Here is a 16,696-nt window from a genome sequence, read left to right on the forward strand (position 1 = left end):
CCCATGAGTGAACCCCGCCCGCCGCTGGTCGGCGTGATTGCCTGTACAACCCAACTTGGCCTGCACCCGTTCAATATTGCCGGTGAGAAGTACCTGCGCGCCGTTATCAATGGCGCCGGGGCCTGGCCGCTGATCATTCCTTCGCTGATCCTCCCTGATGATCCCTGGCCGCCAACGGCACTGCTTGAACGCCTCGACGGCCTGTTGTTCACCGGCTCGCCCTCCAATGTGGCCCCGGTGCATTACCAGAGCGCCAAGACTCAGGCCGAGTCCCCTGAAGATCATCCCCGCGATGCCACCAGTTTGCCGCTGATCCGCGCCGCCATTGCCGCAGGTGTGCCGCTGCTGGGCATTTGTCGCGGCTTTCAGGAAATGAATGTGGCCCTGGGGGGCAGCCTGCATCAGGCTGTGGCTGACACCGGGTTATTCGATGATCACCGCGAGGATAAAACCGCGCCTTTGAGCGAGCAGTACGGTCCGGCCCATGACATCAATCTGGTGCCCGGCGGTTTGCTGGCCGGGCTTTGGCCCGAGCCCAGGGTCAGGGTCAATTCCCTCCATGGCCAGGGGATAGCGCGCCTGGCGCCGGGGCTCAGAGCCGAGGCCTATGCCGAGGATGGGCTGCTGGAGGCCTTTTCTGTGGCCGGCGACAGTTTCGCCCTCGGAGTGCAGTTCCACCCCGAGTGGCAGGTGGCCGACAACCCCTTTTATCTGGCCATATTCCAGGCCTTCGGCGCCGCGTGCCGGGCCAGGGCGGCATTGGGCGCAGGCTAAAGACCACGCAGGGTGGACATAATGGAAAAGCTCATCGCATTTTTGAAAGACAAGAAAATCACCGAGGTGGAGTGCGTCATCAGCGATATGACGGGCATAGCCCGGGGCAAGATCTCGCCGGTGGACAAGTTTGTTAACGAGAAGGGCATGCGCCTGCCGGAAAGTGTGCTGCTGCAAACCGTCACCGGCGACAACATAGGTCAGGAGGTGTATTTCGAGCTGCTGGACAGCGCCGAAATCGACTTCATCTGTGTCCCCGATGAAAATGCCGTATTCCTGCTGCCCTGGACCCTGGAGGCCACGGCCCAGGTGATCCACGACACCTTCGACAGGATGGGCAACCCCATAGAGCTGTCACCGCGCAACGTGCTGAAAAAGGTGATTAAACTCTACGACGATCACGGCTGGCAACCGGTAATCGCTCCCGAGATGGAGTTCTACCTGGTGGCGCGCAATGAAGATCCTGACCTGCCACTGAAGCCGCCCATGGGCCGCTCCGGCCGCGCCGAGTCCGGCCGCCAGTCATTCTCCATCGATGCCGCCAACGAATACGATCCCCTGTTTGAGGACATGTACGAGTGGTGCGAGGCCCAGGGGCTGGACATAGACACCCTGATCCACGAGGAAGGCACAGCGCAGATGGAGATCAACTTCAGCCACGGCGATGCACTGTCCCTGGCGGATCAGGTGTTTGTGTTTAAACGCACCCTGCGCGAAGCGGCGCTCAAGCACAATGTCTGCGCCACCTTTATGGCCAAGCCGGTCACCAACGAGCCCGGCAGCGCCATGCATATTCACCAGAACGTGCTCGACAAGACCAGCGGCAAGAATATCTTCACTTTGGATGACGGCACCAAGAGCCCTTTGTTTTTAAGCCATATTGCCGGACTGCAACGCTATCTGCCGGAATTCCTGCCACTGGTGGCCCCCAGCGTCAATTCCTTCCGGCGATTTTTGCCCGGCACCTCGGCGCCGGTGAACCTGGAGTGGGGCGAGGAAAACCGCACCTGCGGCCTGCGTATTCCCGAGTCGCCGCCGCACACCCGCCGCATCGAAAACCGCCTCGCCGGTGCCGATGCCAATTGCTATCTGGCGGTGGCTGCCAGTCTGCTCGCCGGCTACATAGGCATGGTGGAAGGGCTCAAGCCCAGCAATCCCGTCCATGGCAAGGCCAACGAGAGCCGCACCGCCAACGTCAACTGCCTGCCCCTGACCCTCGACGAGGCGCTGGTGGCCATGGAAGAGAGCGAGGCTTGCCGCAAGTATCTGGGGGATGCCTTCACCACAGGTTATGTGGCGGTGAAACAAGCCGAACTGGAAAACTTCCGCCGGGTGGTCAGCGCCTGGGAGCGGGAGTTTTTGTTGCTGACAGTCTAGAAAGGATGCCGCCATGACCACAGCCCATGCCGATTCCTATTACGCCGCCAGTGCCAACGACAAGCGCGAGCGGCCGCGCCTCAGAGACGCCATTGAGACCGATGTCTGTATCATAGGCGCGGGTTACACCGGCCTGTCGACGGCGCTGCAACTGCTGGAGAGGGGATTCAAGGTGGTGGTGCTGGAGGCGGCCCGCATCGGTTGGGGCGCCTCGGGCCGCAACGGTGGTCAGATAGTTAACAGCTACAGCCGCGACATAGACGTTATCGAGCGCAGCGTCGGCGCCGAGAAGGCCAGGCAGTTCGGCGCCATGGCGTTCGAAGGGGCGCGCATTATCCGCGAGTATGTGGACCGTTACCAAATCGATTGCGATCTTAAGGACGGCGCCGTCTTTGCCGCCCTCAACCGGCGGCAGCTTAAACATCTGGAGTCCCAAAAGGCCCTGTGGCAAAAACACGGCCACCAGGGCGAGTTGGATCTGCTGGACCAGAGTGGCATCCGCAACTATGTCGGCAGCAGCCGCTATGTGGGTGGCATGTTCGATGGCAGCGGCGGCCATCTGCATCCGCTGAATCTGGCGCTCGGTGAAGCGGCGGCGGTGGAGCGCCTGGGAGGCTTAATCTTCGAGGATTCGGCAGCCATCGACATTCAGGAGGGGGAACCTGTGCGGGTGCGCACCGCCGGGGGCGAGGTCAGAGCCCGCTTTCTGGTGGTGGCGGGCAATGCCTACCTGGGGCATCTGGTGCCCGAGCTCTCGGCCAAATCCATGCCCTGCGGCACCCAGATGATAGCCACAGAGCCTCTGGACGAGTTCCAGGCCAAACATCTGCTGCCCGGCGATCACTGCGTCGAGGACTGCAATTACCTGCTGGATTACTTCCGTCTGTCCGCCGACAAACGCTTGCTGTACGGTGGCGGCGTGGTCTATGGCGCCCGGGATCCGGCCGATATCGAGGCCATCATTTTGCCCAAGCTGCTCAAAACCTTTCCCCAGCTGGAAGGCGTGCGGGTCGACTATGCCTGGACCGGCAACTTCCTGCTGACCCTGTCGCGCCTACCCCAGGTGGGCCGTATCGGCGGCAATATTTATTACTCCCAGGGCTGCAGCGGCCATGGGGTGACCTATACCCACCTCGCCGGGCGCTTGCTGGCCGAGGTGATCAATGGCCAGGCGAGCCGTTTTGACCTGTTCGCCTCGCTGCCCCATTATCCCTTCCCCGGTGGCCACGCGTTGCGGGTACCCTTCAGTGCCCTGGGGGCCTGGTATTATTCGCTGCGGGACGCCCTTGGCATATAGAGATTCAGGCACTGGGTATTGGGAATTTAGGCATTTAATTAGGTATTTAACCAAGCGGCCAGGCCGCATGCATGAATTGGAGTATTAAGGTGCAATTAAAGGATCCAAGCCTGTTTAAGCAGCAATGTTATATCGACGGTCAGTGGTGCGATGCCGCATCGGGCCAGACAGTGGCCATTGCCGATCCCGCCAGCGGTGAAGTGTTGGGGCCTGTGCCTGTGATGGGCCAATCCGAAACCAGGAATGCCATCGAGGCCGCCGATAAGGCGCTGGGCCCCTGGCGCGCCTTGACCACCAAGGAGCGCGCCGTGCTGCTCAGACGCTGGTTTGAGCTCATCAACCAGCACAGTGACGATCTGGCGCTGCTGATGACCCGCGAGCAGGGCAAACCGCTCGCCGAAGCCAAGGGCGAGGTGGGCTACGCGGCCTCTTTTATCGAATGGTTTGCCGAGGAGGCCAAGCGGGTCTACGGCGAGACCATACCCGGTCACCAGGGCGACAAGCGCATCATGGTGATCAAGCAGCCGGTGGGCGTCTGTGCCGCCATCACCCCCTGGAACTTCCCCGCCGCCATGATAACCCGCAAGGTGGGCCCGGCGCTGGCAGCAGGTTGCACCATGGTGGTCAAGCCCGCGCCCCAGACCCCCTTTACCGCCCTGGCTCTGGCCGAATTGGCTGACAGGGCCGGGATCCCGCCCGGGGTGCTGAACATAGTCTGCGGTGATGCTGTGGCCATAGGCAACGAGCTGTGCGCCAACCCCACGGTGCGCAAGTTGTCCTTCACCGGCTCAACCGCCGTGGGCAGCAAGCTGATGGCCCAGTGCGCGCCCAATATCAAGAAGCTGTCGTTGGAGCTGGGCGGCAACGCGCCCTTTATCGTGTTCAAGGATGCGGATCTCGATGAAGCAGTCGCCGGCGCCATGATCTCCAAGTACCGCAACGCCGGCCAGACCTGTGTCTGCGCCAACCGCATCTATGTGCAGGATGAGGTCTACGACGCCTTTGCCGCCAAGCTGGCCAAGGCCGTCGCCGAACTCAAGGTGGGCAAGGGCACAGAGCCCGGAGTCACCACAGGGCCACTGATCAATGCCGCGGCGCTTGCCAAGGTGCAGGATCACCTGCAGGACGCGCTGTCCAAGGGTGCCAAACTGCTGCTGGGCGGCAAGTCCCTCGGCGGCAACTTTATGGAGCCCGCCATTATCACCGAGGCCAACAGCAGCATGAAGCTCGCCCGGGAGGAAACCTTCGGCCCGCTGGCGCCCCTGTTCCGCTTTAAAGAGGTGGATGACGTGATCGCCATGGCCAACGACACCGAGTTTGGTCTGGCGGCCTACTTCTACGGCCGGGATCTGTCGCTGGTGTGGCATGTGGCTGAGGCGCTGGAGTACGGCATGGTGGGGGTCAATACCGGCCTTATCAGCACAGAGGTGGCGCCCTTTGGCGGCATCAAGTCCTCGGGCCTGGGCCGCGAGGGCTCAAGGCACGGCATAGAGGAATACCTGGAACTCAAATACATCTGCCTGTCGGTGTAGCAGGCGCAAGGAGCGGCCCATGACCAAGAACAATGCTTCCCTGATGGCAAGACGCCAGGCGGCCGTGGCCACCGGTGTTGGCCAAATTCACCCCGTGTTTGCCGAGCGGGCCGAAAATGCCCGGGTGTGGGACGTGGAAGGCAAGGAGTACCTGGACTTTGCCGGCGGCATTGCCGTGCTCAACACCGGGCATCTGCATCCCAAGGTCAAGGCCGCTGTGGCGGCCCAGCTGGAGCATTTCTCCCACACCTGTTTTATGGTGCTGGGGTACGAGAGCTATGTGGCCCTGTGTGAAAAGCTCAACAACCTGGTACCGGGGAACTTTGCCAAGAAGACGGCCCTGTTCAACAGCGGCTCCGAGGCGGTGGAAAACGCCATCAAGGTGGCCCGCGCCGCCACGGGCCGGGCCGGGGTCATAGCCTTTACCTCGGGTTACCATGGCCGCACCATGGCGGCACTTGCCCTGACCGGCAAGGTGGCGCCCTACAGCAAGGGCATGGGATTGATGCAGGCCAACGTATTTCGGGCCCGTTTTCCCAGCGCCCTGCACGGCATCAGCGAGGACGACGCCATGGACTCCATAGCGCAGATCTTCCGTAACGATGCCGAGCCCGCCGATATCGCTGCCATCATACTTGAGCCTGTGCAGGGGGAGGGCGGTTTCTATGTCGCGAGCCCCGGCTTTATGCAGCGCCTGCGGCAGCTGTGCGATCGCGAAGGCATAATGTTGATAGCCGATGAGGTGCAGACCGGCGCCGGTCGTACCGGCACCTTTTTCGCCATGGAGCAAATGGGTGTGGCCGCCGACATCACTTGTTTTGCCAAGTCCATCGCCGGCGGCTTCCCCCTGTCGGGGATCACCGGCAAGGCGGAAATCATGGACGCCATAGGCCCGGGGGGACTGGGTGGCACCTACGGCGGTAATCCGCTGGCTTGCGCCGCGGCCCTGGCGGTGATCGAGGTGTTTGAGCAGGAAAAACTGCTGGCCCGCTCCCAGGCCATAGGCCAGCAGCTGACCCGCGGGCTGCGGCAGTTACAACACCTATATGGGCAAATCGCCGAAGTGCGCGGTCTCGGGGCCATGGTGGCCATGGAGCTGATGGAAGATGGTGCCCCGGCGCCCCAGTACAGCGCGCCCATATTGGCGGCGGCGCGGGATCGGGGACTGATCCTGCTCTCCTGCGGTACCTTTGGCAATGTGCTGCGTATTCTGGTGCCCCTGACCGCCTCCGATGAGGACATTGCCGAGGGGCTGGCCATCCTGGGTGAGTCGCTCAAGGCCGTGCTTGGCGGCGGCTAAATAGCTGATAGTTGGCTGGAAGCTGGTGGATAGAAAGGGAAGAGATAATTAATCGGGGCCGCAAATTTGCGGCCCCGATTTTTTCTGCTTCGGCGGCGAAGCAGTGGAAAGGGTGGGCAAGACGGGCCGGCCCCAAATGGCCAACCCGCCCGGCGCCGGGAAGTTGGTCAGCGCAGGTTCACCGGACCATTGATACTGTCGTATTTGATGCCGCCTGAGCCGGCATTCAGTACCGTCAGGCCCTGGGTGTTGTGTACTTCGATATTGCCCGAGCCATCGGACAGGGTCACCAGGCCGCCGATATCGGTCAGCACCATGGAGCCGGAACCGTCGGTGACTGTGACATCGGCACCTGTCTTGGCCACCTTGATATCTCCTGAACCGTCGGTGATATTGATCTTGCCTGTGCTGCCTTCCACCAGCAGATCGCCTGAGCCGTCGCTGATATCAATATTGCGACCACCGCGGATTTCCAGATCGCCTGAGCCGTCGTTAACACTGATATCGGCATCCACGCTGCCGATGCGGATTGCGCCCGAACCATCGTTAATATCCAGGGCCAGTTCCGCAGGCACCTTGACCAAGAGATCTATATAGGGGGAGTTGCCCTTATAGGCATGCTCCTCGAAGCGGGCCTCCAGCTTGGCATGTTTGCCCTCGCGCTTCAGGGTGAGAATGGCCGGAATATCGGTACGGGTGTAGATGTCGGCCTCGACCTCAATCCGCTCCAGTCCGGGGACGCCCATGATCACCAGCTCACCGGCACCTGTATCGGCCTTGAGCGAACTCAGGCTGGCGGTATCCAGGTTCAGTTGTTGGCGGCTGTGCTCCAGGGGGGCGCTGTTGACCTGGAATACGCAGCCACCCAGAACCAGGGCGGCGGTGATAACGGATAATACTGACTTGTTGGACATGATCTGAGCTCCTGAATGCGGACTAAAGGTTGAGTTCCTTATCGGCACTTAGATCTGCAATTAGGATGCCAATATATAAAATGTTTAAAATCAATTGCTTGTGTTTTTAACTTTGTCCGTTGCCACAGTGGACACTGTCCGCGGACACCAATGTCCGCGGTTTTTCACCACCTGTTGGCGAGAATGGCCAAGGGACTGGGTGTTGGTGTGAAGCTCAAGTTGAGATGCGGAATTCGGGAGCCGGCGGGGCAGGCTGCGGATGAGGGCTTGGCAGTCAGAGACTAAGAACGTGGCAACAAAAAAGGAGCCCTTGGGCTCCTTTGAATACGGTGCAGACCTTTATTTGAAGGTCTTGACCCCGTCCGGTGTGCCGACCAGCAGCACATCGGCACCGCGCTTGGCAAACAGGCCGTTGGTGACCACGCCGACAATGGCGTTGATCTTGTCTTCCAGAACCTTGGGTTCCATGATCTTCAGGTTGTAGACGTCAAGGATCACGTTGCCGTTGTCTGTCACCACGCCCTCACGGTAGACGGGATCGCCACCCAGCTTCACCAGCTCGCGGGCCACGTAGGAGCGGGCCATGGGGATCACTTCTACCGGCAGCGGGAAATTGCCCAGAATGTCCACCTGCTTGGTGTTGTCCACTATGCAGATAAACTTGTCGGCCACGGCGGCGACAATTTTTTCCCGGGTCAGAGCAGCGCCGCCGCCCTTGATCATGTCCATGTGCGGGTTGATTTCATCGGCACCGTCCACATACACGGACAGCTTGTCCACCGAGTTCAGATCGTAAACTGGAATACCCAGGGCCTTGAGTTTGGCGGTGGAAGCTTCGGAAGAGGACACTGCGCCTTCGATATCGGCCTTGATGGTGGCCAGGGCATCGATGAAGTGGTTGACGGTAGAACCAGTGCCAACACCGACAATACTATCTCTTTCAACATATTGCAGTGCGGCCCAACCGGCGGCCTTTTTCATTTCGTCTTGGGTCATGATGACTTCCTGTTAATGCGGATAAAGCGAAAAGTTGCCCACATTATACAAGCAAAGGCGCAGAAAGGTGGTCGGCGACCGACAAAATTCCGCTTTTGTGATTCGCTTCGGGGCTGTGTTTTTGCCATGGCTTGGGTAGGATAGCCGCAAACAGCAACAGGATGAAAATTAAAGGAGTCATTATGGCGGGAGCCAGTCTGCTGACCTTGTTGGATGATATAGCCACCATTCTCGACGATGTGTCGGTCATGAGTAAGGTGGCAGCCAAGAAAACAGCCGGGGTGCTGGGGGATGACCTGGCATTGAATGCCCAGCAGGTGACCGGGGTCAATGCCGATCGTGAACTGCCCGTGGTCTGGGCCGTGGCCAAGGGCTCTTTGCTCAACAAGGCGATATTGGTGCCGGCAGCGCTGCTGATAAGCGCCTTTATCCCTTGGGCCGTGACCCCACTGCTGATGCTGGGGGGCCTGTTCCTCTGCTTCGAAGGCTTTGAAAAGCTCTGGCACGGCAAGGAGGAGGCCGAACATAAGGCGGCTCAACCGGTGGAGACCATCACAGATGTCCACGCCTATGAGAAAGACAAGGTGAAGGGCGCCATACGTACCGACTTCGTGTTGTCGGCAGAGATCATCGCCATCACCCTTGGCATAGTGGCCGAAGAGGCCTTTATGACCCAGGTGGCGACTCTGTGCATTATCGCCGTTGTCATGACGGTCGGCGTATATGGTTTGGTGGCCGGGATAGTTAAACTCGATGACCTCGGCCTGTGGCTGTCGAAAAAGACCACGGCAGTGGCCCAGTGGGTCGGTGGCCTGTTGCTGGCCGCAGCTCCAAGGTTAATGAAACTGCTGACCATAGTGGGCACTGCCGCCATGTTTATGGTCGGTGGCGGCATACTCACCCACGGGGTGGATTACCTGCACCATGGCATAGAGCATGCGGCCGGGCTGGTGGCCAATGTTGCCGTGGCAGGTCCGCTGCTGGCGGTCCTGACCCCCAGTGTGCTGAACCTTATCTTCGGTGTGATTGCCGGCGCCGTTGTCGTTTTTTTGTTTGGTATCATTGCCAGGTTACGGGGAAAGGCCGAACACTGAGACTCAAGATTGGATAATGAGCGGAATAAACAAAAAGCAGTGCCAAGGCACTGCTTTTTGTTTAATGGCGGCAGTCAGTACTGCCTTGTCATCAACCTCAGTGATGGCTGGGTTGGTCATTGGCGGCGGCATATTTAAAGGCCACCACCCCCACGGCCATCAGCACGAAGGGTACTGGGGCGGCCAGCATGCCAAGGGCACTGAAGTTACCCATAAAGGCCATAGCTATGTGTCCAACCAGGGCCACCACCAGCGCCAGGGTGGCTATCAGCAGCACGATAATTTCGGTTTTTTTGCCAGTGTTCATAATCCAATTCCTTTTCCAGAAGACCTGAGAGAAAAACGTGATGGCCTGAGTATGGCGACTTGATGTGATTGAATATTGACCTGGGTCAATTTTGTATTGGCTTGAGTCTGATAGGCAGCCAAAAGCTTGAGCCAGCGCAAATTTTTATATGTCTCTTGGAAAGTGCAAAAGCTTGTGGCCCGACTTATGCCTGACGCTGGTTGGATAAAAGGGAAGTTGTATTCAAGGGGCGCCCGGCGGCCGGGGTGATTATTTCAATTTGCCGAGCTTGGCCTGCCACAGGGCTTTTTGCTCTGTGACTGTAAGGCGTTTGCGGGCGACAAACATGGCAAGCCCAACGCCTGCGGGCACTATGATGAGATCCAGATAGTTGAATTTCAGTGCCGCGAGTATGACGACCAGTAAACTCAGCAGCGACACGGCTCCCGGGATTAACAGCAGAGGCCACTCGTAGCAATGTCCGAGGGCTCTGGCACCCAGGCCGATGAAAAGTGGCGGCACCAGATAGAGCACCAGCACGCCGGACAGGGTGCTGTTCAGGTAAGCAAACAAGGCCAGGGCCGGGACTGCGCCAAGCAGTGCCCCGAGCAGCGTCCGGTAGGCGGATTGCTTTTGCCGCAAGCCGTCATAGGCGTTTTGCAGTATGTCCAGCTTGGCCTTGGCGGCGTTGGCACTGTCGATTTTTCCTGCGTGACTGCGTCTTGGGCGCATTCCTGTTTCCTGCACAAAGAAAAGCTTTGTTTACTTTACCCTAACCTGTGCCGGTTCTGGCAAGGGCCGGCTATTGGTTCGGCTCAGAACCAAAGCGATAGATCCGGGACGGGGTGACTATCATGGGCAAGGGCACATCCCAGGCTTCCACCGGCAGGGCCGGCAGACGCTGGCAATCGTGTGCCAGGCCTATGACCTTGACCCTGTCCGGCAGGTGGGCCAGGGTGCGGTCATAAAAGCCACCGCCCATGCCGAGGCGGTTGCCTGTGCTGTCAAAGGCCACCAGTGGGGTAATGATGGCATCCAGTTGGTCTGCCGGACACAGGCGCTGGACCGATAGTTTGGGTTCGGGAATGCCGTAGATATTGGCCGTCATCTGCGTATCCGCTTCGTAGTGGATAAACAGCAGATGGCCCTCGGCAAAGGGATGCAGCACAGGCAGGTAAGTCTCGCAGCCCTTGGCCCACAGGGCTTCAATCAGTGGACGGGTTCCCAGTTCACCGTCATTTTCAAGGTAGAGGGCGACTCTTTGGGCATGGGGCAGGGAATCGAGCACATGGGATGCGGCTGCCCGACTGGCAGTGTGCTGCTCATCCGGGGTCAGTGCTTTTCTGTTGGAACGTATGTCTTTACGGATGGCGCTGCGCGCCCTGGCGATGACTGACATGGTCATGAAATGAGATGCTCCCCAGAATGCCGCTGCCGGTGTAGCCCTTGAACCGTAGGTTCAAGGCGGGTAAATGATTACTTCCTAAGGCTTCTCGGTACTGGCCGAGCCTGCTCAATGTCGGCAAAACATTCACCCTGAGGTCAAAAATATCGGCACAGGGACATTACCAGCTGGCGCACACCCCAGGGAGCAAATTTTTGAGCGATACGCGCCAGTAATGGCGGTACCGGGCTCACTATCAGTTTAATCTTCCTTGCGGCTGCGCTCAACCAGCGCATGCTCAAGGGTGGATTGCAGCAGACGGATGCGATCATCCATCTGGCGCATATAATCATGATTTTTCTTCTGTTCCTGATACAGCTCGTGGCCAATATTCAGGGCAGCCATGATGGCCAGTTCTTCCCGGCTCAGGCTGTTGGTCTTGGCCTTGAGGCTGGAAAGCTGTTGCTCCACCTTGTTGGCCACGGCTCTCAGGGCCTGCTCCTGGCCTGTTGGGCAGGCAATAGAGTAAGTGCGACCCAGGAGGGTGATGTCAATGGCACTGCTACTCATGTCGGGCGGCATCCTTTCAGGGCTTGATTGAGGCGGACTATATAAGTCCCCCGCCAAAAGTGCAAGGACGCAGCGCTCGCCTCTTGAGGGCAGTTCATCCGATCGCTGCTTGTATGAGCATTTCGTGCGCTGTACAGCTAAATTGCCATATTTATCCGGGCGCTGCTTGGTGACATCCGCTCCTGTCTGATAGCATGAATGCGAATTTTTGACTGCATGAGCCCGAGACCATGGCCACTCCTCCATCCCTGAAAATAGACAAGCTGTTGCAAGCCCTGGAACAGGCCGAAATCGGCCAGCATCCGGTGGAAGTTCACGGTGCCCTGGTGGGCCTCTTGTGTGGCGGCGTGGAGCAGGGGCGGGGCGCCTGGATCAAGCCCTTGCTGGAGCTGATGAATGACGGCCAGGCATTGCCTCCCGAACTGTTGCAGCTGGTGGATGAGCTGTTCCAGGATACCGTCGCGCGGCTGACCGATGTGGAGTTTGGCTTTGTGCCGCTGCTGCCTGAAGAGGAAGAACCCCTGTGTGACCGGGTCGAGGCCCTGTCCCTTTGGGTGCAAAGCTTCCTCACCGGCATTGCCATTATCCAGCCCAAACTGGGGCAGGCCTCCGACGATGTGCGCGAAGTAATCCGCGATCTCGCCGAGATAGCCCAGGTGGAATTTGATGTCGGCGAGGATGAAGAATCCGAAAATGCCTTCAACGAGCTGCTGGAGTTTGTCCGTGTCGCCGCCATCCTCTGTTACCAGGAGTTTGGTCCGGAATTGCCCCACGGGACCGAGGACAACGGCGCCATTTTGCATTGATTTGAAGCATTGATTTGAAGCATTGAATTGAAGCATTGACTTGACCTTGCCCCGACCGGAGGAACCGGCTGGGATGGGAGCTGAACAGCCATGAATCCATCAACCCCAGAGTCTGCGCCACAAGCGCTGGATATCGCCATCATAGGTGCCGCCATGGCAGGCACCACCCTGGCGCTGGCCCTGGCCAAACGGGCCAAAGCCCTGGGACGGCCGCTGCGCATTGCCCTCATCGAGGCCCATGAACAGGGCTCCGGCCATCCCGGCTTTGACGCCCGCTCCATTGCCATTGCCCATGGTTCGGTCACCGAACTCAAGCGTCTCGGCCTCTGGCCCCTGTTGGCGCCCCTGGGCTGCGCCATCAACGACATACATATTTCCGATCGCGGTCACTTCGGCATGACAGAGCTGAATCGTGAGGGCTTTGATTTGCCCTTTCTGGGTGAGGTGGTGGAGCTGGAAGCCGTGGGCCAAAAGCTGCTGGCGGCGGTCAAGGACGCGGGTATCACAATCTATTGTCCCGATGGTTTGCGCGAGCTTGCCAGCGACAGCGATGGCCACACCCTGACCCTGGAAAGCGGCGTGCGGCTGCGCACCAAACTGCTGGTGGCCGCAGACGGCCTCCACTCCCGGGTGCGGGACTGCTTCAAATTGCCGCTGGAGAGCCGCGACTTTGCCCAGTGCGGCCTGGTGGCCAATATCGGCTGCGACCGACCCCATGGTCATTGGGCCTGGGAACGTTTTACCGACACAGGGCCGCTAGCGCTGCTGCCGATGCAGGACAGCGCGGGTCAGCACAGGTTGTCTCTGGTGTGGGCCCTGCCGCCGGAAGAGGCGGAGCGCTTGGCAAGTGCAGATGAGGCTCTGTTTCTCTCCCAGCTGCAGCGGGCCTTCGGCAGCCGCGCCGGCAAGTTTATCAGCGTCGGCAAACGCCATGTGTATCCGCTCAAATTGAGCTTTATGCCAAGACCCATACACCACAGGTGCGTCTTTGTCGGTAATGCCGCCCAAACCCTGCATCCCATCGCCGGGCAGGGCTTTAACCTGGGGCTGCGGGACGTGGTGGATCTGCTGCAGGTGCTGGACAGTGCCCTGGTGGCCGGTACCGATGTGGGTGAGCATTCACTGCTGCACCACTATCTCGAGCTGCGGACCGATGACCGCAATCAGACCCTGTGCCATATCGAAGCGTTGGTACGGGGATTTTCCAATCAATACTGGCCCCTGGTGGCCGGACGCAGCCTGGGGCTGAGGTTGTTGTCATGGTGTCCGCCGCTCAAGGCGCCCGTGGCCAGCCGCGCCATGGGCTGGCGCAGAGGCAAGCGCCTGAGTGAGAACTGCTGATGTTGACAACCCAAACCTATGATGTGGCCGTCGTTGGCGGCGGTATGGTGGGCCTGGCCACGGCAATCGGCCTGGCGGAAGCCGGGTTGCAGGTGGTGGTGCTGGATGCCGGCAGCCAGGCGCCCGTGTCCGGCGAACCCAGGCTCAGGGTCAGCGCCATCAACAAGGCCAGTGAGCGTTTGCTTACCCGCCTCGGCGCCTGGAGCCTGCTGGATGAGCGGCGCCTGGCCCCCTATGGCCGGATGCAGGTCTGGGACAAGGACGGCATGGGCCGCATCGGCTTTGATGCCGCCGAGCTTGGGGAACAGACCCTGGGCACCATAGTGGAAAACGACGCCATCGCCTTTGCCCTGGCCCGCCGCGCCGCGGATTTTTCCAATCTTGATTACCGCGAGCAGCAACGCCTGTCACGCATTGCCTTCGGTGAGCGTGAGGCCTGGTTGACCCTGGAAAGCGGCGACAGTTTCAGCGCCGCCCTGGTGGTGGCCGCCGACGGCGCCAACTCCTGGGTGCGCAGCCAGTGCCAGATCCCGCTGACCTTCTGGGATTACGGCCACAGCGCCATAGTGGCCAACATAGCCACAGAGGTGCCCCATGGCGATTGTGCCCGCCAGGTGTTCCTGCCGGAAGGACCGCTGGCCTTCCTGCCTCTGTACCAGTCCAATCTGTGCTCCATCGTCTGGTCGGTGCCAGAACCCAGGGCCGCTGAGTTGCTGGCCATGGATGATGAAGAATTTTCACGCAGCCTGACCGCCGCCTTCGATGGCCGCCTGGGGCTGTGTAAGGTGGCCGGAGCCCGTCAGAGCTTCCCGCTCAGGATGCGCTATGCGCGCCATTTCGCCCGCCACCGCCTGCTGCTGGCCGGCGATGCCGCCCACACCATACACCCGCTGGCGGGGCAGGGAGTAAACCTGGGGTTCCTTGATGCCGCCGCCATAGTGCAGCAGGTCTGTGAGCTGCATCAGGCCGGCCGTGACATAGGCGATTATCGCTTGCTGCGTCCACTGGAGCGGGCCCGCAAGGCCGATGCGCTGGAGATGATCGCCGCCATGGAGGGGTTCAAGCGCCTGTTTGCCGGTAATAATCCGCTTAAACAGGCCATCCGCGATCTGGGGTTGAACCTGGTGGATCAGTTGTCACCGCTGAAAACTGTGTTCATCAAACAGGCCATGGGCAATAAGCAAAACTTACCCGATTTGTGTCGCTGACATATCTTCACTTGAAGTAACAGATTTGTGAGTAAAAAGACGGCAATATTCAAATCATTGCCGTCTTTTTGCCCTTCAGTGGGTTACAAATGTAAAAAAATTACATGTGAGTCATAAGAAAAACTAATCTGGTAACTGTTCGGATTAGAAAATTCTCTTGTATACAAATTTGCTCCACAAGGTATAATTTCGCCGCATTTTAACCCTGTGCCGCGCACTGCTCCGGCACAGAAAGCCCCGGACAGAAGGGATAATAATGGCTAATAAAACTGTACTCTTTAACAAGCACCTGGAAGCCAACGCCAAGATGGTGGATTTCCACGGTTGGGATATGCCGCTGAACTACGGCTCCCAGATTGAGGAACACCACGCCGTTCGCCGCGATGCCGGTATGTTCGACGTTTCCCACATGACTGTGGTGGATGTGGAAGGCAACGACGCCCGTCCTTTCCTGCGCAAACTGCTGGCCAACGATGTGGCAAAGCTGACCGTTCCCGGCAAGGCCCTTTACGGCGGCATGCTGGATGAAAACGCCGGGGTGATTGACGATCTGATCACCTACTTCCTGAGCGATACCCAATACCGTGTGGTAGTGAACTCCGCCACCCGTGACAAAGATCTGGCCTGGATAGGTCAGCAAGCCAAGGCCTTTGACGTGACCGTCACCGAGCGTCCCGAGCTGGCGATGATCGCCGTGCAGGGCCCCAACGCCAAGGCCAAGGCCGCCACAGTGTTCACCGCCGAGCAAAACGCCGCGGTGGAAGGCATGAAGCCCTTCTTTGGCAAGCAGGCCGGTAGCCTGTTTATCGCCACCACTGGCTACACAGGTGAAGCCGGTTATGAAATCATAGTGCCCGAGGCGGAAGCCGAGGCCCTGTGGCAAGCCCTGCTGGATGCCGGTGTGCAGCCCTGTGGTCTGGGCGCCCGTGACACCCTGCGTCTGGAAGCCGGTATGAACCTGTACGGCCAGGACATGGACGAAACCGTTAACCCGCTGGCCGCCAACATGGGCTGGACCATTGCCTGGGAACCAAGCGATCGTGACTTCATCGGCCGCAGCGCCCTGGAAGCCATCAAGGCCAAGGGCAGCGACAAGCTGGTGGGTCTGGTGATGGAAGAGAAGGGCGTGCTGCGCCACGGTATGCCGGTGTTCTTCACCGACGCCGCCGGTGTCGAGCAAGAAGGCGTGATCACCAGTGGTACTTTCTCACCCACTTTGGGCTATTCTATTGCGATGGCGCGCGTACCCGGCTCCATCGGCGACACGGCTGAAGTGGAAATGCGCAAGAAGCGTGTGGCGGTGCGTGTGGTTGCCCCCAGCTTTGTGCGTAACGGAAAACAAGCATTTTAAAAATACCCGATAAAGGAACAAGAACAATGAGCAATATCCCGTCAGAACTGAAATATGCTTCTTCCCACGAGTGGATCCGCAAGGAAGAAGACGGCAGCTACACAGTAGGTATCACTGAGCACGCTCAGGAACTGCTGGGCGACATGGTGTTCGTTGAACTGCCTGAAGTGGGCGATACCGTGTCTGCCGGTGAAGACTGCGCCGTGGCCGAGTCTGTAAAGGCCGCCTCTGACATTTATGCTCCTATCTCCGGCGAAGTGGTTGCCGTGAACGTGGCCCTGGAAGATTCTCCAGAGCTGGTGAACAGCGATGCCTACGGTGATGGCTGGTTCTTCCGCATCATGCCTTCAGACGAGTCCGAAGTGGACAGCCTGCTGGATGCAGAAGGCTATCAAGCCGTTATCGACGAAGAATAATCGTCGCATAAAACGAAGCCCCCCGGGGCTTCGTTTGTTTTATCTGTAAC

General features: G+C 59.3%; 17 protein-coding genes and 1 other RNA gene. 11 read left to right on the forward strand and 7 right to left on the reverse strand.

The features are described from left to right. Positions 1–3: 3 nt before the first annotated feature. The 5 genes from JYB84_RS03420 (at position 4) to gabT (ending at position 6,280) form a co-directional block, all read left to right on the forward strand. Complete coding sequence (locus JYB84_RS03420) at positions 4–774, forward strand: gamma-glutamyl-gamma-aminobutyrate hydrolase family protein (RefSeq protein WP_207322056.1); 771 nt, start codon at positions 4–6, stop codon at positions 772–774. A gap of 21 nt (positions 775–795) precedes the next feature. Continuing rightward, complete coding sequence (locus tag JYB84_RS03425; RefSeq protein WP_207322057.1) at positions 796–2,151, forward strand: glutamine synthetase family protein; 1,356 nt, start codon at positions 796–798, stop codon at positions 2,149–2,151. Between the two features lie 13 nt (positions 2,152–2,164). Continuing rightward, positions 2,165–3,448 carry an NAD(P)/FAD-dependent oxidoreductase gene (locus tag JYB84_RS03430; RefSeq protein ID WP_207322058.1) on the forward strand — a complete coding sequence of 428 codons (1,284 nt, stop codon included), beginning with the start codon at positions 2,165–2,167 and terminating at the stop codon, positions 3,446–3,448. Between the two features lie 89 nt (positions 3,449–3,537). Next, positions 3,538–4,980, forward strand: a complete 1,443-nt coding sequence (gene gabD / locus JYB84_RS03435; protein ID WP_207323079.1) for an NADP-dependent succinate-semialdehyde dehydrogenase — start codon at positions 3,538–3,540, stop codon at positions 4,978–4,980. Positions 4,981–4,999: 19 nt separating this feature from the next. Continuing rightward, on the forward strand, positions 5,000–6,280 hold the full coding sequence (gene gabT / locus JYB84_RS03440; protein WP_207322059.1) for a 4-aminobutyrate--2-oxoglutarate transaminase: 1,281 nt from the start codon (positions 5,000–5,002) through the stop codon (positions 6,278–6,280). Between the two features lie 167 nt (positions 6,281–6,447). On the opposite strand, the gene JYB84_RS03445 is transcribed toward gabT, so the two are convergent. Both JYB84_RS03445 and rpiA read right to left on the reverse strand, forming a co-directional pair. Next, positions 6,448–7,194, reverse strand: coding sequence for a DUF4097 family beta strand repeat-containing protein (locus JYB84_RS03445; protein ID WP_207322060.1), 747 nt, complete (start codon positions 7,192–7,194; stop codon positions 6,448–6,450). A gap of 339 nt (positions 7,195–7,533) precedes the next feature. Next, a complete protein-coding gene (gene rpiA / locus JYB84_RS03450) occupies positions 7,534–8,190 on the reverse strand; it encodes a ribose-5-phosphate isomerase RpiA (RefSeq protein WP_207322061.1) in 657 nt (218 codons plus the stop codon). A gap of 182 nt (positions 8,191–8,372) precedes the next feature. On the opposite strand from rpiA, the gene JYB84_RS03455 reads away from it, so the two are divergent. Next, the gene (locus JYB84_RS03455; protein ID WP_207322062.1) at positions 8,373–9,284 is read left to right on the forward strand and encodes a DUF808 domain-containing protein; all 912 of its coding nucleotides are present in this window, start codon (positions 8,373–8,375) and stop codon (positions 9,282–9,284) included. Between the two features lie 97 nt (positions 9,285–9,381). On the opposite strand, the gene JYB84_RS03460 is transcribed toward JYB84_RS03455, so the two are convergent. The 5 genes from JYB84_RS03460 to JYB84_RS03480 form a co-directional block, all read right to left on the reverse strand. Continuing rightward, positions 9,382–9,591: a hypothetical protein gene (locus tag JYB84_RS03460; RefSeq protein WP_207322063.1), complete on the reverse strand. Its 210-nt coding sequence runs from the start codon at positions 9,589–9,591 to the stop codon at positions 9,382–9,384. 249 nt (positions 9,592–9,840) lie between these two features. Further along, positions 9,841–10,302, reverse strand: a complete 462-nt coding sequence (locus tag JYB84_RS03465; RefSeq protein WP_207322064.1) for a hypothetical protein — start codon at positions 10,300–10,302, stop codon at positions 9,841–9,843. Positions 10,303–10,372: 70 nt separating this feature from the next. Next, positions 10,373–10,975, reverse strand: coding sequence for a 5-formyltetrahydrofolate cyclo-ligase (locus JYB84_RS03470; protein ID WP_207322065.1), 603 nt, complete (start codon positions 10,973–10,975; stop codon positions 10,373–10,375). 8 nt (positions 10,976–10,983) lie between these two features. Continuing rightward, positions 10,984–11,164, reverse strand: a non-coding RNA gene (gene ssrS, locus JYB84_RS03475) — 6S RNA. 51 nt (positions 11,165–11,215) lie between these two features. Then, entirely contained in the window at positions 11,216–11,524 is a 309-nt protein-coding gene (locus JYB84_RS03480) for a cell division protein ZapA (RefSeq protein WP_207322066.1), read from the reverse strand. Positions 11,525–11,754: 230 nt separating this feature from the next. Between JYB84_RS03480 and JYB84_RS03485 the strand changes: the two genes are divergently transcribed. The 5 genes from JYB84_RS03485 to gcvH all read left to right on the forward strand — a co-directional run bounded on the left by JYB84_RS03485 (position 11,755) and on the right by gcvH (position 16,646). After that, the gene (locus JYB84_RS03485; RefSeq protein WP_207322067.1) at positions 11,755–12,330 is read left to right on the forward strand and encodes a UPF0149 family protein; all 576 of its coding nucleotides are present in this window, start codon (positions 11,755–11,757) and stop codon (positions 12,328–12,330) included. 90 nt (positions 12,331–12,420) lie between these two features. Further along, on the forward strand, positions 12,421–13,671 hold the full coding sequence (gene ubiH / locus JYB84_RS03490) for a 2-octaprenyl-6-methoxyphenyl hydroxylase (protein ID WP_207322068.1): 1,251 nt from the start codon (positions 12,421–12,423) through the stop codon (positions 13,669–13,671). Further along, positions 13,671–14,879, forward strand: coding sequence for an FAD-dependent oxidoreductase (locus JYB84_RS03495; protein WP_207322069.1), 1,209 nt, complete (start codon positions 13,671–13,673; stop codon positions 14,877–14,879). Before ubiH ends, JYB84_RS03495 begins: the two co-directional genes overlap by 1 nt. Before the next feature lie 256 nt (positions 14,880–15,135). Continuing rightward, the gene (gene gcvT / locus JYB84_RS03500) at positions 15,136–16,230 is read left to right on the forward strand and encodes a glycine cleavage system aminomethyltransferase GcvT (RefSeq protein WP_207322070.1); all 1,095 of its coding nucleotides are present in this window, start codon (positions 15,136–15,138) and stop codon (positions 16,228–16,230) included. 26 nt (positions 16,231–16,256) lie between these two features. Continuing rightward, entirely contained in the window at positions 16,257–16,646 is a 390-nt protein-coding gene (gene gcvH, locus JYB84_RS03505) for a glycine cleavage system protein GcvH (RefSeq protein ID WP_207322071.1), read from the forward strand. The last annotated feature ends 50 nt before the right edge of the window (positions 16,647–16,696 follow it).

The organism is Shewanella cyperi, from assembly GCF_017354985.1.
Taxonomy (GTDB): Bacteria; Pseudomonadota; Gammaproteobacteria; order Enterobacterales; family Shewanellaceae; genus Shewanella; species Shewanella cyperi.